This is a genomic window from Mycobacterium sp. 852002-51613_SCH5001154 (genome assembly GCF_001667425.1).
Taxonomy (GTDB): Bacteria; Actinomycetota; Actinomycetes; order Mycobacteriales; family Mycobacteriaceae; genus Mycobacterium.
In genome coordinates this window covers 24,458-46,290 of record NZ_LZII01000058.1, presented here as the reverse complement: position 1 = coordinate 46,290, position 21,833 = coordinate 24,458, and the positions used below count along the sequence as shown (strand labels likewise).

Here is a 21,833-nt window from a genome sequence, read left to right as displayed (position 1 = left end):
CGCACAACGCCTAGATGGCCAGTCGGGCCCGCCGCCCGATCGGCACCCGCAACACCACATCGGTGCCGCGAGCCGGGGCTTGGCGCATGCCCAGCGTGCCGTCGAGTTCCGCCGACACCAGCGTCCGCACGATCTGCAGGCCGAGGCTGTCGGACGTCTCCAGGTTGAAGCCTTCCGGCAACCCGCGGCCGTCGTCGTGGACAACGACGTCGAGCCAGCGCGCCGAACGCTCGGCGCGGATGGTCACCGATCCCTCTTCGACCGCAGGATCGAACGCGTGCTCGATCGCGTTCTGAACCAGTTCGGTGATCACCATGATCAGGGCCGTCGCCCGGTCGGAGTCCAGCACGCCGAGGTCGCCGACCCGGTTGATCCGGATCGGCCGGTCCACCGACGCCACGTCGTTCATGATCGGCAGAATCCGGTCGATGACCTCGTCGAGGTTGACCTGTTCGTCGACGGACATCGACAGCGCGTCGTGCACCAACGCGATCGACGAGACCCGGCGCACCGACTCGATCAGGGCTTCGCGCCCTTCGGCGTTGACCGTCCGGCGGGCCTGCAGACGCAGCAGCGCCGCCACCGTCTGCAGGTTGTTCTTCACCCGGTGGTGGATCTCGCGGATGGTGGCGTCCTTGGAGATCAGGGCCCGGTCGCGGCGCTTCACCTCGGTGACATCCCGGATCAGCACGGCGGCACCGGCGCTCGCGCCGTCGACCACCAACGGGAGCGTCCGCAGCAGTACCGTGGCGCCGCCGGCGTCGACCTCCATGCGCATGCTCTTGCCGCCGGCCAGCAGGTCCAGGACGTGCTCGGCCAGCTCCTGCGCCTCGAACGGGTCCGAGATCAGCGGCCGGGTCACCTTGACCAGGTTGCGGCCCTCCAGCTCGGACGTCAGGCCCATCCGGTGGTAGGCCGACACCGCGTTGGGGCTGGCATAGGCGACGACGCCGTTGACGTCCAACCGGATGAAGCCATCGCCCGCCCGCGGGGTGGAGCGGGACATGACCACGTCGCCCACGTCGGGGAAGGTGCCGTCGGCGAGCATGTGGACCAGATCGCCGGCGCATTCCCGGTATGCCGTCTCCAGCTGGCCGGACGTGCGGTCGGCCGCGACGGCGGTCTGATGCCGGGTGAGCACGGCCACCACCCGGCCGCCGTACCGCACCGGGGTCGCCTCGACGTGCGGGCCGGGCAGCCACGAATCCTGTTGGCCCGCATCGCCATCCCGCTGGGCGATGCCGGAGTTGAAGGTCTCGGCGACGAGCGCCAGCTGGTCGGCGGCGACGACACTGCCCACCGAGTCGGTGACGAGGACCGTGGGCGCGGTGTTCGGCCGGCACTGCGCCACACACACCAACATGCCGTCGTCGCGGCGAACCCACATCAGATAGTCGGCGAACGACAGGTCCGCCAGCAGCTGCCACTCCCCCACGACCGCGTGCAGGTGGTCCACCGCATTGCCCGGCAGCACGGTGTGTTCGGCAAGCAGATCACCGAGAGTCGACATCACTCACTCCCCGGGCCATTCCCCGGCAGCAGATAGAACGGTCCAAAGTTTTCCGCGGGCTAGCTGATCACAGCAATCAGGTCGCCCGCCTGGATGACATCGCCCACCGCGACGCTCACCTTGCTGATGGTGCCGTCGACCTCAGCCAAGACGGGAATCTCCATCTTCATCGACTCCAGCAGCACCACGATGTCGCCTTTGCCGATCTGGTCACCCTCGTTCACTACGACTTCGAGCACGCTGGCCACGATCTCGGCGCGCACATCCTCGGCCATCTTCACCCCACTCATTTCGGCCTTCGCGCAGGCTGGCTGCTGGTCCATCAAGCTTTCGTCAGGCTCACGTACATCGAACCATAGGAGGGGTCGGGACCGCGGCGCACGGGGCGTTGTGGCCGCGCGGGTCTTTCGTGAGAGACTGTGCGGCAGGCTGACGGGCGCCGGGCGCCCGGATCAACGACCAAATTCAACGGAGGTTCGACCCATGGCCAAGCGTGGCCGTAAGAAGCGCGACCGCAAGCACAGCAAAGCCAACCACGGCAAGCGGCCCAACGCCTGAGGATCGCTACCGCGTCTCGCGGATGATGGTGGTCCGACGGATCTCCAGCCGTAGCCGCTCACGCAGGCCCTCGGGGGCCTTCTCGCCTCTGCATTTGGTGGCGATCAACGCCTTGATCCGCTCCTCGAGGCCGTAATGCTTGAAGCAGCCGGGGCACGCCTCGAGGTGGCGGCGCAGCTGGTCCCGGGACTCCGGGGTGCATTCACCGTCGAGCAGGAGCCAAACCTGGCGGATCACCTCGGCACAGCCGACCGCGCCGTGGGCGTCGTCGTTGGGGCACGTGTCGCCGGAGCTGGAGAACTCACTCATGACGACACCTCCTCGTGCGCCTGGTGGCCGCGGTTGAAGCCACGCTCCTTGGCCACGTCAGCCAACAGCCCACGCAATTGACGTCGGCCGCGATGCAGCCGTGACATTACCGTCCCGATGGGCGTGTCCATGATCTCGGCGATTTCCTTGTACGGAAAACCCTCGACATCGGCGTAGTAGACGGCCATCCGGAATTCTTCCGGCAGCGCCTGCAGCGCTTCCTTGATCTCGTTGTCGGGCAGTGCCTCGAGCGCCTCGACCTCGGCCGACCGCAGCCCGGTGGACGAGTGCTCGGCGTTGGACGCCAACTGCCAGTCGGTGATCTCCTCGGTCGGGTATTCGGCCGGCTGGCGCTGCCTCTTGCGGTAGCTGTTGATGTAGGTGTTGGTCAGGATCCGGTACAGCCAGGCCTTGAGGTTGGTGCCGGCCCGGAACGAGCGGAACCCCGCGTAGGCCTTCACCATCGTCTCTTGCAGCAGGTCTTCGGCGTCGGCGGGATTGCGCGTCATGCGCAGCGCGCCGCCGTAGAGCTGGTCGAGCAGCGGAATCGCGTCGCGCTCGAAGCGCGCCATCAGCTCGGCGTCCGTCTCCGGCGGGGCGGGATCGGGAATCTCCTGTGCTGTTGCGCCGTCTGTGTCGGCCATGTCGATAACCCCGGTCCCTTCTGCTGCGGTGTCGCCGGACAGCACTGAAAGCGCCACCGGGCTTGCGAGAAAGCAAGCCAACTGCTCGGCACCCGTTGGACTGTCCAACAGGCTCGTCGCCGCTGACACCAAACCGCTCCTCCCAATCTAGAGGCTGCCACCGACAGTGTCTGCCCGGGTGCGCCCACATAACATCAGAGACCGCCTCGTTTAACAGCGTTAACGGACGTGCTATTTCCGGGCCCCATCGGGCCCATGGCGGCAGGACGTTAATGTGACGCCATGTCCCTCAACGGCAAGACCATGTTCATCTCCGGCGCCAGCCGCGGTATCGGCCTGGCGATCGCCAAACGCGCCGCAGAAGACGGTGCCAACATCGCCCTGATCGCCAAGACCGCCGAGCCGCACCCCAAGCTGCCGGGCACGGTGTACACCGCCGCCAAGGAGCTCGAGGAGGCGGGCGGTGCGGCCCTGCCGATCGTCGGGGACGTCCGCGACCCGGAGTCCGTCGAGTCGGCGGTGGCCAAGACCGTCGAGCAATTCGGCGGCATCGACATCTGCGTCAACAACGCGTCGGCCATCAACCTGGGGTCCATCACCGAGGTGCCGATGAAGCGGTTCGACCTGATGAACGGGATCCAGGTGCGGGGCACCTACGCCGTGTCGCAGGCCTGCATCCCGCACCTGAAGGCCGCCCAGAACCCGCACATCCTGACGCTGTCGCCGCCCGTGTTGCTCGGCAAGGAGTGGCTGAAGCCGACCGCGTACATGATGGCCAAGTTCGGCATGACGCTGTGCGCCTTGGGAATCGCCGAGGAGATGCGCGAGGCGGGCATCGCGTCCAACACGTTGTGGCCCCGCACGCTGGTGGCCACCGCCGCGGTGCAGAACCTGCTCGGCGGTGACGAGGCGATGGGACGCGCCCGCAAGCCCGAGGTGTACTCCGACGCGGCCTACGTCATCCTCAACAAGCCCGCCCGCGAATACACCGGCAACACCCTGCTGTGCGAGGACGTGCTGGTGGAGTCCGGCGTCACCGACCTGTCGGTCTACAACTGCGTGCCGGGCGGGCAGCTCGGCGTCGACTTCTGGGTGGACGGCGTCAACCCGCCGGGGTACTCGGGTCCTTAGTCGTGATCGCAAGCCCGGCGGAACCGGGCGCCGCGGGTCACGACCATTGAAGAAGCCGGTGGCTCGCGCCGCCACGCCCGCGCTGGCCGCATTGACGAAAGCCGGTGTGCCGCATGAGGTCATCACTTTCGACCACGATCGGCGGGAACGCTCGTTCGGCGTCGAAGCGGTGCACGCGCTGACGGAGCGCGGCATCGCGCCCGAGCAGATCTACAAGACCCTGGTCGTCGCGGTGCCGGACGGGCTCGCGGTCGCGATACTGCCGGTGCCGGACCGGCTCTCGCTGAAGGCGGCCGCCGCGGCGCTGGGGGTGGCCCGGGCCGGCATGGCCGAGCCCGCCGCCGCCGAACGCGCCACCGGCTACGTCGTCGGCGCCGTGTCGCCGTTCGGGCAACGCAAGGCCCTGCCGACCGTCGTGGACGCGGGCGCCCTGGCCTGGGATCGGGTGTACTGCAGCGCCGGCCGGCGCGGCTGGGACGTCGGGGTTTCACCGCGGGACCTGATCCGGTTGACGGGGGCGGTCACCGCCCGGATCCGCGCGTAGCCGTGCGGGCGCAGCGCCACGGCGAAAACCGGGCCGAATGCTGTCCGCGGCGTTACGCTCGCGCCATGACGACGAAGCGATCCCGCGGCGCGACGATTGTCGCCGCCGGTGTGCTGGCTTTCTCCGGGCTGATGACGATCGGTGTGGGCACCGGCAACGCCGACACGATTCAAACCGAGGGCAACTACCCGACGCGGGCGGCCTGTCAGGACGCCGGGCCCGGCGTGAAGGCCAGCACCCCGGGAAACTGGAACAACTTCTGGTGTGTGCCGGATCGCAACGTCAACGGCAACTGGAAGCTGGTTCTCAGCAACTAAAGCAGGGTCGCCTGCTCGGGCTCCGGGCCGGCCGGCTCGAGTAGCTGGGGCCCGTTGTTGCGGACGTTGTTGACCAGCGTCGACACCTCGCGCATGCGGATGCCGCGCACGTCGGGCGAGTGGGCCAGCAGCTTTTCGTCGACCGGGGCGTCCGGGTCCAGCCAGCGGTCCCACTCCCGCTCCGGGACCACCAGCGGCATCCGGTCGTGGATCTCGGCCAGCTCGCCGGGCGCGTCGGTGGTGATGATCGTGCAACTCAGCAGCGGCTGAGCGTCCTTGGCGGGTTTCCAGACCGACCACAGCCCGGCCATGAACAGCGGCTCGCCATCCTCGCGGTACATGAAGAACGGTGTCTTGCGCGACTTCTTGCCCGCGACGGCGTCGTTGACGCGCCATTCGTAGTAGCCGTCCATCGGGATCAGGCACCGCTTCGACTTGGCGCTCGACCGGAAGGCGGGCGACGTGGTCACCTTGTCCGCGCGGGCGTTGATCAGCATCGGGCCCTTGGTCTCGGGCGCACCGTCGGAACCGGCTTTGGCCCACGGGGGCACCAGGCCCCAGCGCATCAGCCGCACCCGGCGGGTGGGCTGGTCGTCGGGGTCGGTGTGCCGGCTCACGACGGTCGCGATGGTCGAGGTGGGGGCCACGTTGTAGTTGGGCGCCCCGGCACTTTCGGCCGCGCCGGTGGCCTCGTCGATCGCCTTGATCTTCTGGGCCAGCAGCGCCGGATCGGTGGTGACCGCGAACCGTCCACACATACCTTCCATGGTGGCAGAAGCCGGTGACACGCCATGATGGACCGGTGAGTATGTGGACGGCCCCCAGCGCGCCGAAACCGGTGCACGCGACCGTGACCGTTCCGGGCTCGAAGTCGCAGACCAATCGGGCGCTGGTGCTGGCGGCGCTGGCGGCCGCGCAAGGCCACGGCACGCCGACCATCAGCGGCGCGCTGCGCAGCCGAGACACCGATTTGATGATCGGTGCGCTGCGCGCTCTGGGCCTGCGCGTCGAGGGCGATGGTTCCGAGCTGACGGTCGCCGGGCGGATCGCTCCCGGGCCCGACGCGCGTGTGGATTGCGGGCTGGCCGGTACGGTCCTGCGGTTCGTCCCGCCGCTGGCGGCGCTGGCCGAGGCGGTCGTCGAGTTCGACGGGGACGAGCAGGCCCGGGTGCGGCCCATCGCGCCGCTGCTCGACGCCCTGCGCGGCCTGGGCGTGCCGATCGAGGGCGCGGGTCTGCCCTTCCGGGTGCACGGCAGCGGATCGGTCGCCGGGGGCACCGTGGCCATCGACGCATCGGCGTCGTCGCAGTTCGTGTCGGGGCTGCTGCTGTGTGCGGCGTCGTTCACCGAGGGACTTACCGTGCAGCACACCGGCGCGACGCTGCCGTCGGCGCCACACATCGCGATGACCGTGGTGATGCTGCGGCAGGCCGGGGTCGACGTCGACGACTCGGTGCCCAACCGCTGGCGGGTGCGCCCCGGCCCGGTCGCGGCCCGGCACTGGGAGGTGGAACCCGACCTGACGAACGCCGTTCCGTTCCTGGCGGCGGCCGTGGTCAGCGGCGGGACCGTGCGCGTCACCGGCTGGCCCGCGGCCAGCGTGCAGCCCGCCGACCAGATCCTGACCGTGTTGGGCAAGCTGAACGCCGTTGTCACCCAGGGGGATTCGTTCCTCGAGGTACAGGGGTCCGCCGACTACCCCGGTTTCGATGTCGACCTGCGCGCGGTCGGCGAGCTGGCCCCGGCGGTGGCGGCGCTGGCCGCGCTGGCCAAGCCGGGATCGGTGTCCCGCCTCTCTGGCATCGGCCACCTGCGCGGTCACGAGACCGATCGGCTCGCCGCTCTGAGCGCCGAGATCAATCGCCTGGGCGGCGACTGCGCCGAAACCCCCGACGGCCTGGTGATCACCGCGACACCGCTGCGCGCGGACGTCTGGCGCGCCTACGCCGACCACCGGATGGCGATGGCGGGCGCGATCGTCGGCCTGCGGGTGGCCGGGGTCGAGGTGGACGATATCGGGTCGACGTCCAAGACGCTGCCGGAGTTTCCGCAGCTTTGGGCGCACATGCTGGGGTCCGATATTTGAGGCCCGGCGATTACGACGAGTCCGACGTAAAGGTCCGCTCCGGTAGGGGCTCGCGACCGCGCACCAAGACCCGTCCCGAGCACGCCGACGCCGAGGCCGCGATGGTGGTCAGCGTCGACCGCGGCCGCTGGGGATGCGTGCTCGGCGGGGACCCCGATCGCCGGGTCACGGCGATGCGGGCCCGCGAACTGGGCCGCACCCCAATCGTCGTCGGTGACGACGTCGACGTGGTCGGCGACCTGTCCGGGCGGCTGGACACGCTGGCACGCATCGTGCGGCGCGGGGAACGGCGAACGGTGTTGCGGCGCACGGCCGATGACACCGATCCGACCGAACGCGTGGTGGTCGCCAACGCCGACCAGCTGCTGATCGTGGTGGCGCTGGCCGACCCGCCGCCGCGCACCGGCCTGGTCGACCGAACGCTCATCGCGGCCTTTGCCGGCGGGTTGAAGCCGATTCTGTGCCTGACCAAGACCGACCTCGCCCCGCCGGAGCCGTTCGCCTCGCATTTCGTGGACCTGGACTTGACGGTGGTGGTTGCCGGCCGCGACGATCCGCTGCTCGCGGTGGCCGACCTGCTGGCCGGCAAGATCACGGTGCTGCTGGGGCATTCCGGCGTCGGCAAGTCCACGTTGGTGAATCGCCTTGTGCCCGAGGCGGAACGGGCCGTCGGCGAGGTCACCGACATCGGTCGCGGGCGGCACACCTCCACCCAGTCGGTCGCGCTGCCCCTGGCGACCTCCGGCTGGGTGATCGACACCCCGGGGATCCGCTCGTTCGGGCTGGCGCACATCGAGCCCGACGACGTACTGATGGCCTTCTCGGATCTGGCCGGTGCGATCGAGGACTGCCCGCGCGGCTGCGGGCACATGGGGCCGCCGGCCGACCCGGAATGCGCGCTCGACACCCTGTCCGGCCCCGCCGCCAGCCGGGTGGCCGCGGCCCGGCGGCTGCTGAAAGCGCTCAACCAGACTTAGCCAGCCGCATGCCGAGTTCGTCGGGCGCCACCTTATGCCCTTCAGAGCAACGGATTTCGACGCTTGCCTCGGCGCCACAGCCGAGATGGGTGAGCCGGAGGCGATTGCGCCCCGGCAAATGGCGCCTGCCCCACTCGAACATCGCCCAGACCACGGGCATGAAGTCGATGCCGGCCTCGGTGAGCACATACTCTTCCCGACGCCGCTGCCCGGGCTCGTGGTACGGCTGACGCTTCAGCAGCCCCAGTTCGACCAGCTCGGACAGCCGCGCCGAGGTGGCGGCCTTGGTGATGCCCACCCGGCGGGCGAAGTCATCGAAGCGCGTCGTGCCGTAGTACGCCTCGCGCATGATGAGCATCGCGGATTTGGTGCCCACCAGCCCCATCGTCTTCTCGATCGCGCACTCGCCCACGGCCGACCAGGCATCGCGGTCGGCCAGTGGTCCCTGCAGCAGTGTCATAAATCACCTCCCAAGCTGGGTTGCTTTTAGTGTACCTAGATGTTTACCTGGGTACAGCCATCTATACCTAGATGCTGGGACTCAAGGAGGAGCCATGAACCGCGACGCCGTGATCGTCGGAGCCGTCCGCACCCCGATCGGCAAGGGCAAGCCCAGCGGGGCGCTGCACGATGTGCTGCCCGCCGACCTGCTCGCGCACAGCCTGCGTGAAGTGGTGGCGCGCACCGGTGTGGACCCCGCGCAGATCGACGACGTCATCGCGGGTGCCGTCGCCCAGGTCGGTGACCAGGCGGTCAACATCGCCCGAAACGCGTTGCTGGGCGCCGGATTTCCGGAGTCGGTTCCCGGCGTCACGATCGACCGGCAGTGCGGTAGCAGCCAGCAGGCCATCAGCTTCGCCGCCCAGGGCGTGCTTTCCGGCGCCTACGACATCGTCGTCGCCGCCGGCGTGGAATCCATGGGCCGCGTCCCGATGGGCACCTCGGTGCTGCCGGGCAGCAATCCCTTCGGCGACGACATGACCCGGCGCTACCCCGACGGCCTGGTGCCGCAGGGCATCAGCGCCGAACTCATCGCCGCGCGGTGGGGCTTCTCGCGGACCCAGCTCGACGAGTTCTCCGCAGGCAGCCACGACAAGGCCGCCCGCGCCACCAAGGACGGCCTGTTCGACAACGAGCTGATCCCGATCGCCGGCCTGGCCACCGACGAATTCATCCGGCCCGGCACGACGGTCGAAACTCTCGCCGGCCTGCGGCCCGCGTTCTACAGCGAGGCGATGAAAGCCCGTTTCCCGCAGATCAATTGGGAGATCACCGCCGGCAACTCCTCGCCGCTCTCCGACGGCAGCGCCGCGGTCATGATCACCACCAGCGACGTTGCGAAGAAGCTCGGCCTGCGGCCGCTGGCCCGCATCCACACCACCACCGTGGTGGGCTCCGACCCGCTCTACATGCTGACCGGGGTCATCCCGGCGACCGAAAAGGTGCTCCACCGGGCAGGGTTGACGCTGGCCGACATCGACCTGTTCGAGGTTAACGAGGCGTTTGCTCCCGTCGTGCTCGCGTGGGCGCACGACACCGGCGCCGATCTGGCCAAGACCAACGTCAACGGCGGCGCCATCGCGATCGGCCACCCGCTGGGCGCCAGCGGCGCGCGCATCATGACCACACTGGTCAACGCGCTCGAGCAGCGCGGCGGGCGGTATGGGCTGCAGACGATGTGCGAGGGCGGCGGTATGGCCAACGCGACGATCATCGAGCGGCTGTAATGTCCTCCGTCTCGAAGGTCTTCGTCGTAGGAGGAACGGGCGCCCAGGGCATGCCCATCATCCGTGCCCTGGTCGCCGACAACAAATACTCGGTTCGATTTCTGAGCCGCGACCCCGCTTCGCGTCGCGCGAAGGAACTGCTCGCCCTCGACAACGTGTCCGTCCTGGAAGGCTCATTCGCCGACGAGGCCACCCTGCGCGAAGGTTTCCGCGGTTGCGACGCAGCATTCGTCAACATCGACGGATTCAACACCGGCGAGAAGACCGAAATCTACTGGGCGATCCGCAGTTACGAGATCGCCCTCGAAGAGGGCGTCAAGTTCTTCGTCTACGGGAACCTCGACTACGGGCTCAAGAAGTCGGGCTACGATTCCCGATTCCGCACCGGCCACTATGACGGCAAGGGGCGGGTCGGCGAATGGATCTTGTTCCAGAACCGGGTGAACGCTGATCGGATGGGGGCGGCGGTCTTCACGACGGGGCCATACATCGAGATGGCGATCTCGCCCGGGACACCCATGACGCCCACCGTCGAGGACGGTGTCGTGACGTGGCGGGTTCCGCTCGGTGCGGGCGCCGTTCCCCATGTATCCCTTGAAGATTGCGGATTCTACGTTCGTTGGCTGTTCGACCATCCCGAGCGCGCGAACGGCATGGACCTCGAAGTCGCCATCGGCCACATCGCCTATGCGGATCTTGCCGCGGCGTTCGAGAAGGTCACCGGGCATCCGGCGCGGTACATCGACACCGATCTCGACACGTACTGGAAAACCGGTCCCCTCAGCAGGGCCGCAGGTGCGCCCGCTGGGTACAACGCCGACCCGAACGACAAGAGCACCATGAACATCCGCGACAACTTCACGGGATTCTGGAACCTGTGGAAATACGGGGTCATCGACCGCGATTACCATCTGCTCGACGAGATTCACCCGAACCGGATCAGGACCGCCGAGGAGTGGTTGCGCAGAGAAGACCAGCTGGGACGGGCGCTGGGCAAGGGCGGCCTGTGGGAGCGGGTTCAACCGGAGAACCGGACTCCGATCCTCAAGATTGGTGAGGATCAACGGACAGGGAAATTGTAGGCCCGGCGTCTGAAAGGTGCACTGAGACATGGACTCTTCGAATTCAACTGGTCTTTTCGGGGCGGTCCGATGACCGAGACCCGGTTCGACGGCGTGCGGGTGCGCTACGACAGCGCCAAGAGCTACGACGAGCTGCTCGCCGCGCTGCTGGCCGACATCGGCGAGCGGCCCGTCCCCATCAACGACATCGCGGCGACCTCCGGCAGCTTTGAGGAGTACCGTGGGCGCGTCGAACCGCACGTCGGGCCAAGCGGATTCATGTTGTTCGGCGTGGTCGACCACGGGGCGTGGATCCCGAAGGCCGGCATCGACCGCAAGGCGATGCGCGTGATCCTAGGCAACCCGTTGATCGCGATCACGATGCTGCGCCACGACGTGACGGCGGGCCTGTTCGCCCCGGTCGAGCTGCTGATCGCCGACGAGGGCGCCGGCAGCAGCCTGACCTACGTCAAGCCGTCGTCGCTGATGCTCGTCGAGCCTAACCCCGAATTGCTCAGCGCCGCGGAGGAACTCGACGCCAAGCTGGCGGCACTCGCCGAAAAGGTGACCAGCGGCCCATGACGCAACTTGCTCAGCGCGGCCGTCGTTGCGGGAAATACTGTGGAGGCGCTGCAGACGATTGACGTCGGGAGATCCAGTCGGTAAGTAATCTTTCGCTGGCACCGCAAGAACGCCCAAGAGTTCGAAACGCTGCCGTGGCGAAAGCACCGGCCATGGCATGTTGCATCCGCTCATCTGAGGCGCCCGCAGCACAGATACCGCACTCGACTCATTGGATCGCATAGTGGTCGTGGTTGCTGGGCTACACGAATAGGCGCGAGGAGAAGCAGTTATGAAAGCTTGGCTCTGGGATGGACATGCAGGGATAGATCATTTGACCCTGGCTGACGTGCCTGATCCGGTCCCGAACGAAGGTGAAGTGCTGATGCAAGTCCACTACGCGGGCTTGAATCCTGCCGACCGGATGATGGCAGAGAGGCGATACCCGTATCCGGTATACCCCCCAGCGCCGCACGTGCTGGGGCGGGACGGCGTCGGGGAAGTGATCAAAATTGGTAAGGGCGTCGAAGATGTGCAGGTGGGCGACCAGCGCGTTCTTCTGCGCAGTGATGTCGGACTTCTTCGCTGGGGCATGTTTGCCGAGCAAGTGTCGATACCGGCGGTTAACTTAGCGGAGATCCCCGCGGGTTGGACCAAAGAGCAGTCGTCGGGGGCCGCCGTCGTTTATCTATCGGCGTACCGCGCGCTCACCATGTGGGAACCGCTCAAGCCGAACTCAGTGGTCCTGGTCACCGGCGCATCAGGCGGGGTCGGAGTTGCGGCTGTGCAACTGGCGGCGGCGATGGGCCACACGGTCATAGCGCTTTCGCGCAGCGAGGAAAAGCAACGACGCCTCAAAGAACTCGGAGCGACGTTCACATTCAACCCCGAGGACCCGCAGTGGCGAGCTGGTGTAAGAAATGCCCTGAATGGAGGCGGGGTGAACCTGGCAGTCGACACGATCGGGGGCACGCTGCTTCCTGAAGTCATCGACACGATGGGCGATTCGGGAAGACTCAGCCTGGTGGGAGAACTTGGCGGCCCGGTGCCCAACTTTTACACGGGCACGCTGTTTTCGCGCTGGCTGCGAATTGGCGCAATGGCTCTCAGCTATTACACACCGGAGCAGCATCGCGCCGGCTGGCACGACCTCTTGGGCATCCTGGCCCGCTCCGGAGCTCGGCCACTGGTCGACCGTGTGTTTCCGTTCGAGAAGTTGCCGCAAGCCTTCGAACGCCTGGCTGACGGCCCGATGGGCAAAGTGGTGATCGAAGTGAAGTCCTGAGGCTCCATCACGTTGGCTTCGCCTTCACCGAACCCGATAACTAACGGCAGTGGGAAACGATGCGTTCGGCCCCCGTCTTACTCTTCTGGGCCAAGGACGTAGATGGGGAGCAGGTAAAGGGGATACATCCTTCTGCCGCTTGATAGTTACGATGCGACCGAATGTTGCGTCTTCCAGACGCGATGCCACGGGAATGTCGGCAAGCGGGCCGCCGTCGAAGAGCGCACCGTTGCCGTCACTGTTGGTATGTGCTTGGAGTTGCGATGACGACTTCGGTGACAAGCCCCCACTGATGCACCCGTGAGTGATGCTGAATCCGCCAGTCGTGATCCAGCAGGGCGCTCACGGTGATGGGGCGACACCCGCCCACAAGCTGTGGCGCAAGACGCCACAGGCCGGTCCAGGCCCGGCAGACGGCTCGTTCAAGCAGCTGGTCTCCGTAGCTGAGGCTGGCAAGGCAGAGCCTGCCGTCGGGTTTGAGGATTCGCCGCAGATCGTCCAGGACTGCCCGTGCATAGTCTTCAGCCAGCAGGTCGAACACGAACGTGGACAGCACACGGTCCGCGGACCCGCCATCGGCGGGTAGCGGCAGTGAGCCGTCGACCAGCACCGCGCTGGCCCGCTTGGACCAGGCGGCGAGCCGACCGGTAGCTATGTTGATCATGACCGGGCTGATGTCGACCCCGAGGTAGTTGACGCCTGCAGGCAGAGTCTCCAGCAGACGCGCGGCCAACCGGCCTGTGCCGCAACCAAACTCGAAAATCGTCTGGCCTCCCGCCAGGGCTGCGTTGGCCACGAGACGGTCCGTGGTCGCGTCCTCGTAGAAGGCTTGCCAGTCCTGGATGCGTCCGATTCGGTTGTAGACCGCACGGGCCTGCTTCAGGGTAAGCGCCATGGGCGTCCTCCCGCCTCGCGGAGTTGCTCTGGCAGTGTTTCACGTCCTGAATCGCGATCGGCCACCCGCTCGGCGCTGTGGTGCCTGCATCAGGACCGCACCGGTCAACGCGCTCGAGCAGCGCGGCGGGCGGTATGGGCTGCAAACGGTGTGCGAGGGCGGCGGCGTGCCCAGCGCGACAATGATCGAGCGGTTGGGCCAGACCGCCGCCCGCGATCCGGTTCGACGCGGTTGCATGATCCGCCTGGCACAGCCAGCGACGGAGCGGTGTGATCCAATGACCTTCGCCCCGTTTATGTTAGGAGTCACCCATGAGCGACGCCGACGCCGCATCGATCCGAGCCGCACGCAGCGACTGGATCGCCGAGCACCTCGACACGTATCTGACCTCCGGTGGCGCGCGGGGGCACATCATGGACGTGAGCGCGGTCGGGGGCCGGGTACTGACCACCCATTGCTTGATCAGGTGTGTGGGCCGCAGATCGGGCAAGAGCTATGTCAGGCCGTTGATCTACGGCAACGTCGGCGGCGAGATCGTAGTCGTCGCATCCAAGGGAGGCGCCGACACGCATCCGGAGTGGTACCTAAATGTCGTGCAGAGCAACACGATCGGCGTCCAGATCGCCACCCAAGCATTCGAGGCCACCTGGCGCGAGCCCGAAGCCGAGGAACGCCATCAGGTGTGGGCGTACATGTCTCACCTGTATCCGCCGTACCTCACCTATCAGCAGTCAACCAGCCGTCAGATCCCGCTGGTGATGTTGACGCCCGTGCGAGCGATCGACGTCTTTTCCGCGGAAGACTCCCGGTAGCCTTTGCTAGGCAACCGAACTCGAGAACTCAGAGCCAGCCGGTGCGGGCGGCGGCCACCGGCTCGGGCGGCGCCGGGGCCAAGTCGCCGTCGCGCACGCCGTCGAGCATCCGCTTCACCGCGGCGACGATGTCCGGGGCCGCCGCGGCCAGGCCGGCCTTGTCGGCTTCGGGAATCTCGTCGGGGTCGACGCCCGCCCGGGCCAGCACCGCGGCCGGGTCGGCCAGCTGATCGGCCAGCCAGGCAACCGGATCGGCGGACAGCTCGGGAACGAAATGCCGCCGGCCGGGTTCCCACCCGTCGAACCGGGGATGGTGATGCGCCCGGTCCAGCGTCCCGGGCGGGCTCTCGGTGGAGCCGAAGAGGTCCACCCGCCACACCGGGCGGTTGAAGCCGATCGGGACACCGGCGTAGATCGACCCCTGCGGCTCATCCCGGTCGACGAGGCGCAGCTCCAGTCTGACTCCCCGCTCCGGGGTTTCTTGACCTTTGTTGGGGTTCGGGTCGACGAAGAACATGTCCCCGACGACGACGCCCAGGGTTTCGAATCCAAACGCTGCGAGCATGTCTGCAAGCGTAGTCCCGGCCGTCGGACCGGGTTAAGCGCCGACCTTATTCGCCGCGCGGTCGGGAAGGACCACGTCGTAGTCCGCGAAGGCCACTGCCGTTGTGCGGTGCTGGTATTCGTGCACCAGCCCCGGCCAGTTGGTGGTGACCCGACCGGAGGCGACGCGGTACCAGGAATCGCAGGTAGTCCAGACGCCGGCGTCCAGGCGGGCCTGGACCTCCGCGTCGTAGACCTGCTCCACGGCGCGCCGCACCTCGAACGCGCGGGCCACGCCCCCGCGGGCCAGCTCCTCGACGATCTGGCGGATGTAACCGGCCTGCTGCTCCATCATCAAAATGATCGAGCTGCTGCCGAGATTGGTGTTGGGGCCGTAGATCAGGAACATGTTAGGGAAACCCGGCACGGCCATGCCGAGATGTGCCCGCGCTCCCTCCGCCCATTCGGACTGCAGGTCCCGCCCGTCGCGGCCGGTGATCGTCATCGGCGCGAGGAATTCGGTCGCCTTGAACCCGGTGCCGTAGATGATGGCGTCTACCTCGTGCACCCGGCCGTCGGCCGTGCGTACACCCGCGGGTGTCACCTCGGTGATCGCCTCGGTCTCGACGTCGACGTTGGCACTGGCCAGCGCCGGATACCAGTCACTGCTGAACAGCACCCGCTTGCAGCCGATCGGGTAGTCGGGCGTGAGCTTGGCCCGCAAGACCGGATCTTTGATGTGGCGCTTGAGGTTTGCCGACGCGGCGATGCCGATCAGCCGGGCGAGCGGAGCCACCCTGGTCAGCGCGAGGCCGAAGAATTCCGAGATCTCCCAAATCAGGTTCCGCATCGCAGCCGCGAACCCGGGCACCGTCCGGAAGGCGGCCTGATGGGCATGCGTGTAGGCACGATCCGGCTTCGGCAGCACATATGGGGCGGATCGCTGAAAGACGGTGACATGCTTGGCGGTCTCACGAACGCGCGGCACGAACTGGATCGCCGACGCGCCGGTGCCCAGGACGGCGACGCGCTTGCCGGCCAGGTCGACGTCATGGCGCCACTGCGCCGAATGGAACGAGGGGCCCGCGAACGTGTCGAGTCCCGGGATGTTCGGCAGCGCCGGCCGCGACAGCTGCCCGACCGCGGGCACCAACACATCGGCCTCGAACACATCGCCCGTCGAGGTCTCCACCCGCCAGGTGGCGGTGCCGTCGTCGTAGCAGGCCGAGGTGACCTCCACACCGGTGCGCACCACGTCGCGAAGGCCGAACCGGTCGGCGGTGTCGTGGATGTAGCCGAGGATGTCGGGCTGCTCGGCGTATCGCCGGCCCCAGTCGGTCTTCCGGGCGAAGGAGTAGGAGTACAGGTTCGACGGGACGTCGCAGGCGGCACCCGGGTAGGTGTTCTCCCGCCAGACGCCGCCGATGTCGTCGGCCTTCTCCAGCACCGTCACGTCGGCGAGGCCATCCCTGGACAGCTCGTAGGCGGCGGCGAGGCCGCCGAATCCGGCGCCGATCACCAGCACGCGAGGACGAGTCGAAGTCATGACTCCAACGCTAGGGGCGGGCTGCGGGTTGCGGGCAGCCGATTGCGGTCGGCAAATCCATGATTCCGGCCACGATCAGACGGCCTGGAGCCGGGCCCGCGGCGCCACCGACCGCTGATAGCGCGCGGGGGTGGTGCCCGTCCACCGCTTGAACGCGGCGATGAAGCTCGTCGCCTCGGCGTAGCCCAGCCGCAGCGCGACGTCCTCAACCGACAGTGCGCCGGTTGCCAACAGCTCCTCGGCGAGGACCCGGTGCACCTCCTCGACCAGATCGCGGAAGGTCGTGTTCTCCTCCGCCAGGCGCCGCCGCAGCGTCCGCTCGCTCATCGCCAGTTGCCGGGCGACGGCCGCGATCGTGTGGGGTTCGCCGTCGATCGACGCCAGGCGCTCGCGCACCAGCCGAGCGACACCGGTGCGCTCCCGGCGGCGTTCCAACAAAGCTCGACACTGCTGCTCGCACATGGCCACCGTTATCTCACTGGCCCGGGGCAGCGGGTTGTCCAGCAACGCGGCCGGCCAGCGCGCCACGTTGGCGGGTGAGTCGTAACGCGGTGTGACGCCGAATACCTTGCGGGCCAATGCGTCTCCCGATGCCGGCGCCGGGCTCGCGAACTCGATCGAGGTGAATGGGACGGGGCGGCCCAGCATCTCCGCCATGATCCGGGCGATGGCCGCCAGGTCGCGCCGCACCAAAAACTCCGCCACCGGACCGGTCAGGTCGGGCAGGTCGAGCCACATCGCCACCACCGGCCCGTCAAGGGTGACGGTCGGCAGGCAGAAGCCGTAGCTCAGCTCGTAGAACCGGGCCGCGAACCGGACGGCGTCACCCAGCGTCGAACTGGTCAGGCAGGCGAATCCGAAGATGCCCAGCGATCCGACGTGATAGCCGGCGCCCACCCGAACGCCGAGGTCGGCCGGGTCCCCGAGCAGGTTCACCAGGTTCGTCACGACCGCCAGCTCCTGGCGCCCGACGATCATCCGGTTGTGGTCGTGCAGGTCGGCCTGCGACAGACCGGTTCCCTCGAGCAGGTCCGCCACGGCAAGGCCGTTCTCGCAACCGAACTCGGTCATCAACGCAACGCTGGCCGTGCTACGCGGGAAATCCCAGTGCGAAACCTGCGACCCGACGAACACCTGCACGTGTCCCAGTATGGCGAACGGCGGTGTGACGGGCGGTTAGATCGCCCCCAACGCCGAACGTGCACTTACGGCGAAAGATAGCCCGAAATCTCGCCCTGAGTACACGCTCGATGCGAAGAGCGCTAGGCCGCCAGGTCGTCCGCGCCGCCGACCGCGCGCTGCGCATCCCGCTGCGCGCGCTTGGCGCGCCGCCAGCCACGCACGGTCGCGATGGCGGTCTTCAGCCCCCGCCGCCGGCCCGTCTCCGGGTCGATGCCCGCGAAACCGGGCTCCAATTCGGCGAACATGCGCTCGCTGCGGGTTTCCGGAGCGTTGTCGGCGTCATCGCGCAGGTAGGAGTCCGGCAGCGAAAGCTTGGCGAGCGTGCGCCAGGTCTTGCCGTACTGCACGAGGAACGAGCCGGTGGTGTAGGGCAGGTCGTACTTGTCGCAGATCTCGCGCACCCGCACCGCGATCTCCGCGTACCGGTTACTCGGCAGGTCCGGGAACAGGTGGTGCTCGATCTGGTGGCACAGGTTGCCGCTCATGAACCGCAGCGCGGGCCCGGCCTCGAAGTTGGCACTGCCCAGCATCTGGCGCAGGTACCACTGCCCCTTGGTCTCGCCGATCATGTCGGTCTTGGTGAATTTCTCTGCGCCGTCGGGGAAATGGCCGCAGAAGATGACGGCGTTGGCCCACACGTTGCGGATCACGTTGGCGACCGCGTTGGCCTTCAACGTGGAGCGGTACGTCGCGCCGGGCGACAGCGCGGTCAGCGCCGGGAACGCAACATAGTCCTTGACCACCTGGCGGCCCGCCTTGGCCAGGAACTCGTCCACCCGCTGGCGCGCGTCGTCGGAATCCATCCGCTTCTTGGCGATCTTCCCGAGCTCCACGTGCTGCAGGCCGACACCCCACTCGAAGAGGAGGGCAAGCATGGTGTTGTAGAACAGGTTCAACATGTTGAAGCGCTTCCAGCGCTGGTCGCGGGTAACGCGCAGCAGGCCGTAGCCGACGTCGTCGTCCATCCCGAGGATGTTCGTGTACTTGTGGTGCACGAAGTTGTGGGTGTAGCGCCAGTGCTTCGACGACCCGCTCATGTCCCACTCCCACGTCGAGGAGTGGATCTCCGGGTCGTTCATCCAGTCCCACTGGCCGTGCATGACGTTGTGGCCGATCTCCATGTTCTCGATGATCTTGGCCACGCCCAGCGTTACCGTCCCCGCCCACCAGGCCGAGCGGCGGGAACCGGCGGCCAGCAGCAGCCGGCCGGACACCTCCAGCGCCCGCTGGGCCGCGATGGTGCGCCGGATGTAGCGGGCATCCCGCGCGCCGCGCGAGTCTTCAACGTCCTGGCGGATCGCGTCCAGCTCAACGGCCAGGTTTTCAATGTCGGCGTCCGTCAGATGGGCGAATACGTCGATGTCGGTGATCGCCATCGTTCCTTCTCCCTGCGGTCGATTTTGTCCGTCCTAGACCAGGTCCAGACCTACGCTATCGTAACCTACGAATCCGTAGGTTACCAGTGAGTAGCCTTTAGATGTCGAGCACGCAGTCGCCGGAAGCGGCCGAGATGCAGGTCTGAATCCGGGTGCCCGGATCGTGCTCCGCGCCGGTGCGCAGGTCACGGACGTGCCCCTCCACCAGACCAACCACGCACGACTGACATATACCCATTCGGCAGCCGAACGGCATCTGCACGCCCGCGCCCTCCCCCGCGTCCATCAACGACGTGGCAGCGTCGGCGGCGACGGCGCGATCGCTGCGGGCGAAGGTGACCGTCCCACCGGCACCGGCCGGCGCGGCCTTGGACACCGCGAACCGCTCGAGGTGCAGCCGGTCGCCGATGCCCGCCGCCGACCAGATCTTTTCGGCCTGGGTCAGCATGCCTTCCGGGCCGCAGGCCCAGGTGTGTCGTTCGCGCCAGTCCGGTACCTCGTGGTCGAGCCGGGCGAGGTCGAGACGGCCCTGGGTACGGGTCTCCCGCAGTAGTAGGCGATAGCCCGGATGGTCGGCCGCCAGCGCGGCCAACTCGGCCCGAAACATCACGTCGGATTCGGTGGGTGCCGAATGGACGTGCGCGATATCGCCGATCTGGTTGCGGCGCAACAGTGTTCGCAGCATAGACATCACCGGCGTGATTCCGGATCCGGCGGTGAGGAACAAGATCGATGACGGCGCCGGGTCGGGCAGCACGAAGTTGCCCTGCGGGGCGGCCAGCCGGACGATGGTCCCCCGCTCCACACCCGCCACCAGGTGCGACGACAGAAATCCTTCGGGCATCGCCTTCACCGTGATGGTCACCGTGCGTGCCGAGCCGGATCCGGACGTCGCGGCGGGGCTGGACGTGAGCGAATACGACCGCCAGCGCCAGCGTCCGTCCATCAGCAGGCCGATCCCGATGTACTGGCCCGGCTGGTAGTCGAAGTTGAAGCCCCACCCCGGCTTGATCACCAGGGTCGCGGAATCCTCCGTCTCGCGGCGCACCTCGAGGATGCGGCCCCGCACTTCCCGCGCCGACCACAGCGGGTTGGCCAGATGCAGGTAGTCGTCGGGCAACAGCGGCGTCGTGATGCGGGCGGCCAGCTTGCGCACTGCGTGCCAACCGGGGTGCCGGTCGGCGCCCGCGACGACTGGCCGCTTGGTCTCGACGACGTTGCCCGTGATCGATGGGTTACGTCTGCCCAGGGGAGGCTCCTGCTCACTACGCGGTGTCTTGCTTGTGTTGACCATTGTGGTCGATTCGGTGGGCCTCACGAAACCTACGGTACCGTAACCTACGGTTGCGTAGCCAGCTCTCGGTGGCCGCGATCACATCCCCTTTGCCCCTACAGCAGCTCGAGCAGGAACGGCAGCTCCTGGTTGGCGTACCACGCCAAGTCGTGGTCTTGCGCGTCGCCGACGATCAGTTCGGCGTCCTCGTCGCCGAGGTCGGCGGCGTCGATGGCCTCAATCGCCTTCTTCACGGCTGGCTCGGCATCCGCGTTGTCGACGTACGCGGCGATCACGTCCTCCAGCGCGACGGGCCCGGCGAGTCTCACCACCGCGTCGTCGAGATCGGGACGGAAGCTGACGTCGCCGACCTCGGCGGCCAGCACCGCGCGCCGCGGCGGCAGGGATCCGGCCACCCCTTCGGGTTCGGTGTCGGCCAGCAGCCGCAGCGACGCTAGCGCCGCCTCGCGCAGGGCGACCTCGGCGAGTTCGTCGTCGTCGCCCTCGGCGTACGCCTCGCGCAACGTCGGAGTCAGGGCGAACGCGGTGCCGTTGACGGGCCGCAACGAGCCGTCGGCGACGAGCCCCTGCAACATGGCCAGCGTGGCCGGAATGTAGACCTGGATGGCTCAGTCCCCGATCAGCGTGGCCACGTAGTCGTCGACATACGTCGCCAGGTCGCGCGGCGGGCGCCGGTAACTCACGGCAGGGAGCGGAAGTTTCGGCAGTTTGATCTTCGGCCGCTCCACTTCGTGGTAGTCGATCGTGGACAACAAATGGGCCATCATGTTCAGCCGCGCGTGCTTCTTGATATCCGATTCCACCACATACCAAGGGCTGAACGAGGTATCGGTGTGCACCATCATCTCGTCCTTGGCCCGCGAATATTCTTCCCATCGGTAGACCGATTGCAGGTCCATGGTGGACAGTTTCCATTGCCGCACAGGGTCATTCAGCCGCGCCCTGAACCGGCGCAGCTGTTCGGCCTCGGAAACCGAGAACCAATACTTGCGGAGCAGGATCCCCTCATCGATCAGCAACTGCTCGAAGATGGGCGTCTGCCGCAAGAACAACACGTACTCCTGCGGCGTGCAGAATCCCATCACCTTCTCGACACCGGCGCGGTTGTACCACGACCGATCGAACAGCACGATCTCCCCTTTGGCGGGCAAATGGGCGATATAGCGCTGGTAGTACCACTGTCCGCGCTCCCGCTCCGTCGGCGCGGGCAGTGCCGCGATGCGGACGGCCCGTGGGTTCAGGTATTCGGTGATCCGCTTGATGGTTCCGCCCTTACCCGCTCCGTCGCGGCCTTCAAAGATGACCACTACGCGGGCGCCGGTGTTCCGCACCCACTCCTGCAACGTGACGAATTCGGTTTGCAGGCGGAACAATTCAGCTCGATATACCTCGTCGGGGACCTTCCGCACAGGCGGCGAAGCCGATTTCTTTGTGTGCGCCTTCGCAGACTCGCCGTCTTTGGTCCCGATGCTCAT

The 21,833-nt window shown here is 67.3% G+C and carries 25 protein-coding genes and 1 pseudogene; 12 read left to right on the top strand and 14 right to left on the bottom strand.

Features of this window, described 5'->3' with window-relative positions; all coding sequences use genetic code 11:
- Nucleotides 1–10: 10 nt before the first annotated feature.
- A complete protein-coding gene (locus A5750_RS16440) occupies nt 11–1,510 on the bottom strand; it encodes a sensor histidine kinase (RefSeq protein ID WP_066956164.1) in 1,500 nt (499 codons plus the stop codon).
- Between the two features lie 59 nt (nt 1,511–1,569).
- Nucleotides 1,570–1,785, bottom strand: coding sequence for a biotin/lipoyl-binding carrier protein (locus A5750_RS16435; protein ID WP_066956294.1), 216 nt, complete (start codon nt 1,783–1,785; stop codon nt 1,570–1,572).
- Nucleotides 1,786–1,993: 208 nt separating this feature from the next.
- Between A5750_RS16435 and A5750_RS26645 the strand changes: the two genes are divergently transcribed.
- Nucleotides 1,994–2,068 carry a 50S ribosomal protein bL37 gene (locus tag A5750_RS26645; RefSeq protein WP_011728008.1) on the top strand — a complete coding sequence of 25 codons (75 nt, stop codon included), beginning with the start codon at nt 1,994–1,996 and terminating at the stop codon, nt 2,066–2,068.
- A gap of 6 nt (nt 2,069–2,074) precedes the next feature.
- Here A5750_RS26645 and rsrA read toward each other — a convergent pair whose 3' ends face one another.
- Both rsrA and A5750_RS16425 read right to left on the bottom strand, forming a co-directional pair.
- Nucleotides 2,075–2,377, bottom strand: coding sequence for a mycothiol system anti-sigma-R factor (gene rsrA / locus A5750_RS16430; protein WP_066956166.1), 303 nt, complete (start codon nt 2,375–2,377; stop codon nt 2,075–2,077).
- Nucleotides 2,374–3,021, bottom strand: a complete 648-nt coding sequence (locus A5750_RS16425; RefSeq protein WP_066956169.1) for a sigma-70 family RNA polymerase sigma factor — start codon at nt 3,019–3,021, stop codon at nt 2,374–2,376. Before A5750_RS16425 ends, rsrA begins: the two co-directional genes overlap by 4 nt.
- Nucleotides 3,022–3,303: 282 nt before the next feature.
- Between A5750_RS16425 and A5750_RS16420 the strand changes: the two genes are divergently transcribed.
- The 3 genes from A5750_RS16420 (at nt 3,304) to A5750_RS16410 (ending at nt 5,013) form a co-directional block, all read left to right on the top strand.
- Nucleotides 3,304–4,152 (top strand): NAD(P)-dependent oxidoreductase, encoded by an 849-nt coding sequence (locus tag A5750_RS16420; protein WP_066956172.1) that lies wholly within the window; start codon nt 3,304–3,306, stop codon nt 4,150–4,152.
- Nucleotides 4,153–4,210: 58 nt separating this feature from the next.
- Entirely contained in the window at nt 4,211–4,696 is a 486-nt protein-coding gene (locus tag A5750_RS16415) for an aminoacyl-tRNA deacylase (protein ID WP_066956175.1), read from the top strand.
- Between the two features lie 65 nt (nt 4,697–4,761).
- Entirely contained in the window at nt 4,762–5,013 is a 252-nt protein-coding gene (locus A5750_RS16410; protein WP_066956297.1) for a hypothetical protein, read from the top strand.
- Here A5750_RS16410 and A5750_RS16405 read toward each other — a convergent pair.
- Entirely contained in the window at nt 5,010–5,771 is a 762-nt protein-coding gene (locus tag A5750_RS16405; protein ID WP_066956178.1) for an SOS response-associated peptidase, read from the bottom strand. The genes A5750_RS16410 and A5750_RS16405 overlap by 4 nt on opposite strands.
- A gap of 44 nt (nt 5,772–5,815) precedes the next feature.
- On the opposite strand from A5750_RS16405, the gene aroA reads away from it, so the two are divergent.
- Nucleotides 5,816–7,099 carry a 3-phosphoshikimate 1-carboxyvinyltransferase gene (aroA, locus tag A5750_RS16400; RefSeq protein ID WP_156659679.1) on the top strand — a complete coding sequence of 428 codons (1,284 nt, stop codon included), beginning with the start codon at nt 5,816–5,818 and terminating at the stop codon, nt 7,097–7,099.
- Entirely contained in the window at nt 7,096–8,076 is a 981-nt protein-coding gene (rsgA, locus tag A5750_RS16395) for a ribosome small subunit-dependent GTPase A (protein WP_066956183.1), read from the top strand. The genes aroA and rsgA overlap by 4 nt, the downstream gene beginning before the upstream one ends.
- Here rsgA and A5750_RS16390 read toward each other — a convergent pair.
- Nucleotides 8,063–8,536, bottom strand: coding sequence for a helix-turn-helix domain-containing protein (locus A5750_RS16390; RefSeq protein ID WP_066956186.1), 474 nt, complete (start codon nt 8,534–8,536; stop codon nt 8,063–8,065). The two genes, rsgA and A5750_RS16390, sit on opposite strands and share 14 nt — an antisense overlap.
- Nucleotides 8,537–8,630: 94 nt before the next feature.
- Between A5750_RS16390 and A5750_RS16385 the strand changes: the two genes are divergently transcribed.
- The 4 genes from A5750_RS16385 to A5750_RS16365 all read left to right on the top strand — a co-directional run bounded on the left by A5750_RS16385 (nt 8,631) and on the right by A5750_RS16365 (nt 12,710).
- A complete protein-coding gene (locus tag A5750_RS16385; RefSeq protein ID WP_066956189.1) occupies nt 8,631–9,803 on the top strand; it encodes a thiolase family protein in 1,173 nt (390 codons plus the stop codon).
- Nucleotides 9,803–10,885, top strand: coding sequence for an NmrA family NAD(P)-binding protein (locus A5750_RS16380; protein WP_066956192.1), 1,083 nt, complete (start codon nt 9,803–9,805; stop codon nt 10,883–10,885). The genes A5750_RS16385 and A5750_RS16380 overlap by 1 nt, the downstream gene beginning before the upstream one ends.
- 69 nt (nt 10,886–10,954) lie before the next feature.
- Nucleotides 10,955–11,446: a DUF302 domain-containing protein gene (locus A5750_RS16375; protein WP_066956195.1), complete on the top strand. Its 492-nt coding sequence runs from the start codon at nt 10,955–10,957 to the stop codon at nt 11,444–11,446.
- A 313-nt stretch (nt 11,447–11,759) separates the two neighbouring features.
- Nucleotides 11,760–12,710: a zinc-binding alcohol dehydrogenase family protein gene (locus tag A5750_RS16365; protein ID WP_197505440.1), complete on the top strand. Its 951-nt coding sequence runs from the start codon at nt 11,760–11,762 to the stop codon at nt 12,708–12,710.
- 235 nt (nt 12,711–12,945) lie between these two features.
- Here the strand turns inward: A5750_RS16365 and A5750_RS16360 are convergent, their stop codons facing one another.
- The gene (locus A5750_RS16360) at nt 12,946–13,605 is read right to left on the bottom strand and encodes a class I SAM-dependent methyltransferase (protein ID WP_066956203.1); all 660 of its coding nucleotides are present in this window, start codon (nt 13,603–13,605) and stop codon (nt 12,946–12,948) included.
- Nucleotides 13,606–13,655: 50 nt separating this feature from the next.
- Between A5750_RS16360 and A5750_RS25890 the strand changes: the two are divergent.
- Both A5750_RS25890 and A5750_RS16355 read left to right on the top strand, forming a co-directional pair.
- Nucleotides 13,656–13,801, top strand: a pseudogene (locus A5750_RS25890) (steroid 3-ketoacyl-CoA thiolase); the annotation flags it as partial.
- A gap of 115 nt (nt 13,802–13,916) precedes the next feature.
- Entirely contained in the window at nt 13,917–14,417 is a 501-nt protein-coding gene (locus A5750_RS16355) for a nitroreductase/quinone reductase family protein (protein ID WP_066956205.1), read from the top strand.
- A gap of 28 nt (nt 14,418–14,445) precedes the next feature.
- Here A5750_RS16355 and A5750_RS16350 read toward each other — a convergent pair whose 3' ends face one another.
- The 7 genes from A5750_RS16350 to ppk2 form a co-directional block, all read right to left on the bottom strand.
- The gene (locus A5750_RS16350) at nt 14,446–14,982 is read right to left on the bottom strand and encodes a hypothetical protein (RefSeq protein ID WP_066956208.1); all 537 of its coding nucleotides are present in this window, start codon (nt 14,980–14,982) and stop codon (nt 14,446–14,448) included.
- A gap of 33 nt (nt 14,983–15,015) precedes the next feature.
- Entirely contained in the window at nt 15,016–16,506 is a 1,491-nt protein-coding gene (locus tag A5750_RS16345; RefSeq protein WP_067264255.1) for an NAD(P)/FAD-dependent oxidoreductase, read from the bottom strand.
- 75 nt (nt 16,507–16,581) lie between these two features.
- The gene (locus tag A5750_RS16340) at nt 16,582–17,646 is read right to left on the bottom strand and encodes an AraC family transcriptional regulator (RefSeq protein ID WP_082959134.1); all 1,065 of its coding nucleotides are present in this window, start codon (nt 17,644–17,646) and stop codon (nt 16,582–16,584) included.
- 122 nt (nt 17,647–17,768) lie between these two features.
- Nucleotides 17,769–19,064 carry a fatty acid desaturase gene (locus tag A5750_RS16335; protein ID WP_066956215.1) on the bottom strand — a complete coding sequence of 432 codons (1,296 nt, stop codon included), beginning with the start codon at nt 19,062–19,064 and terminating at the stop codon, nt 17,769–17,771.
- A gap of 97 nt (nt 19,065–19,161) precedes the next feature.
- On the bottom strand, nt 19,162–20,358 hold the full coding sequence (locus A5750_RS16330) for a ferredoxin reductase (RefSeq protein WP_369817369.1): 1,197 nt from the start codon (nt 20,356–20,358) through the stop codon (nt 19,162–19,164).
- Nucleotides 20,359–20,453: 95 nt separating this feature from the next.
- Nucleotides 20,454–20,933, bottom strand: a complete 480-nt coding sequence (locus tag A5750_RS16325; protein WP_067264252.1) for a hypothetical protein — start codon at nt 20,931–20,933, stop codon at nt 20,454–20,456.
- Between the two features lie 33 nt (nt 20,934–20,966).
- Nucleotides 20,967–21,833: a polyphosphate kinase 2 gene (gene ppk2 / locus A5750_RS16320; RefSeq protein ID WP_066956222.1), complete on the bottom strand. Its 867-nt coding sequence runs from the start codon at nt 21,831–21,833 to the stop codon at nt 20,967–20,969.

What these genes read in the sequence shown, in the direction of transcription:
- A5750_RS16440 (WP_066956164.1), bottom strand. Translation starts at nt 1,510, where the DNA reads ATGTCGACTCTCGGTGATCTGCTTGCCGAACACACCGTGCTGCCGGGC.
- A5750_RS16435 (WP_066956294.1), bottom strand. Translation starts at nt 1,785, where the DNA reads ATGGCCGAGGATGTGCGCGCCGAGATCGTGGCCAGCGTGCTCGAAGTC.
- rsrA (WP_066956166.1), bottom strand. Translation starts at nt 2,377, where the DNA reads ATGAGTGAGTTCTCCAGCTCCGGCGACACGTGCCCCAACGACGACGCC.
- A5750_RS16425 (WP_066956169.1), bottom strand. Translation starts at nt 3,021, where the DNA reads ATGGCCGACACAGACGGCGCAACAGCACAGGAGATTCCCGATCCCGCC.
- A5750_RS16420 (WP_066956172.1), top strand. Translation starts at nt 3,304, where the DNA reads ATGTCCCTCAACGGCAAGACCATGTTCATCTCCGGCGCCAGCCGCGGT.
- A5750_RS16410 (WP_066956297.1), top strand. Translation starts at nt 4,762, where the DNA reads ATGACGACGAAGCGATCCCGCGGCGCGACGATTGTCGCCGCCGGTGTG.
- A5750_RS16405 (WP_066956178.1), bottom strand. Translation starts at nt 5,771, where the DNA reads ATGTGTGGACGGTTCGCGGTCACCACCGATCCGGCGCTGCTGGCCCAG.
- A5750_RS16390 (WP_066956186.1), bottom strand. Translation starts at nt 8,536, where the DNA reads ATGACACTGCTGCAGGGACCACTGGCCGACCGCGATGCCTGGTCGGCC.
- A5750_RS16385 (WP_066956189.1), top strand. Translation starts at nt 8,631, where the DNA reads ATGAACCGCGACGCCGTGATCGTCGGAGCCGTCCGCACCCCGATCGGC.
- A5750_RS16380 (WP_066956192.1), top strand. Translation starts at nt 9,803, where the DNA reads ATGTCCTCCGTCTCGAAGGTCTTCGTCGTAGGAGGAACGGGCGCCCAG.
- A5750_RS16375 (WP_066956195.1), top strand. Translation starts at nt 10,955, where the DNA reads ATGACCGAGACCCGGTTCGACGGCGTGCGGGTGCGCTACGACAGCGCC.
- A5750_RS16360 (WP_066956203.1), bottom strand. Translation starts at nt 13,605, where the DNA reads ATGGCGCTTACCCTGAAGCAGGCCCGTGCGGTCTACAACCGAATCGGA.
- A5750_RS16355 (WP_066956205.1), top strand. Translation starts at nt 13,917, where the DNA reads ATGAGCGACGCCGACGCCGCATCGATCCGAGCCGCACGCAGCGACTGG.
- A5750_RS16350 (WP_066956208.1), bottom strand. Translation starts at nt 14,982, where the DNA reads ATGCTCGCAGCGTTTGGATTCGAAACCCTGGGCGTCGTCGTCGGGGAC.
- A5750_RS16345 (WP_067264255.1), bottom strand. Translation starts at nt 16,506, where the DNA reads ATGACTTCGACTCGTCCTCGCGTGCTGGTGATCGGCGCCGGATTCGGC.
- A5750_RS16335 (WP_066956215.1), bottom strand. Translation starts at nt 19,064, where the DNA reads ATGGCGATCACCGACATCGACGTATTCGCCCATCTGACGGACGCCGAC.
- A5750_RS16330 (WP_369817369.1), bottom strand. Translation starts at nt 20,358, where the DNA reads ATGGTCAACACAAGCAAGACACCGCGTAGTGAGCAGGAGCCTCCCCTG.
- A5750_RS16325 (WP_067264252.1), bottom strand. Translation starts at nt 20,933, where the DNA reads ATGTTGCAGGGGCTCGTCGCCGACGGCTCGTTGCGGCCCGTCAACGGC.
- ppk2 (WP_066956222.1), bottom strand. Translation starts at nt 21,833, where the DNA reads ATGAGCATCGGGACCAAAGACGGCGAGTCTGCGAAGGCGCACACAAAG.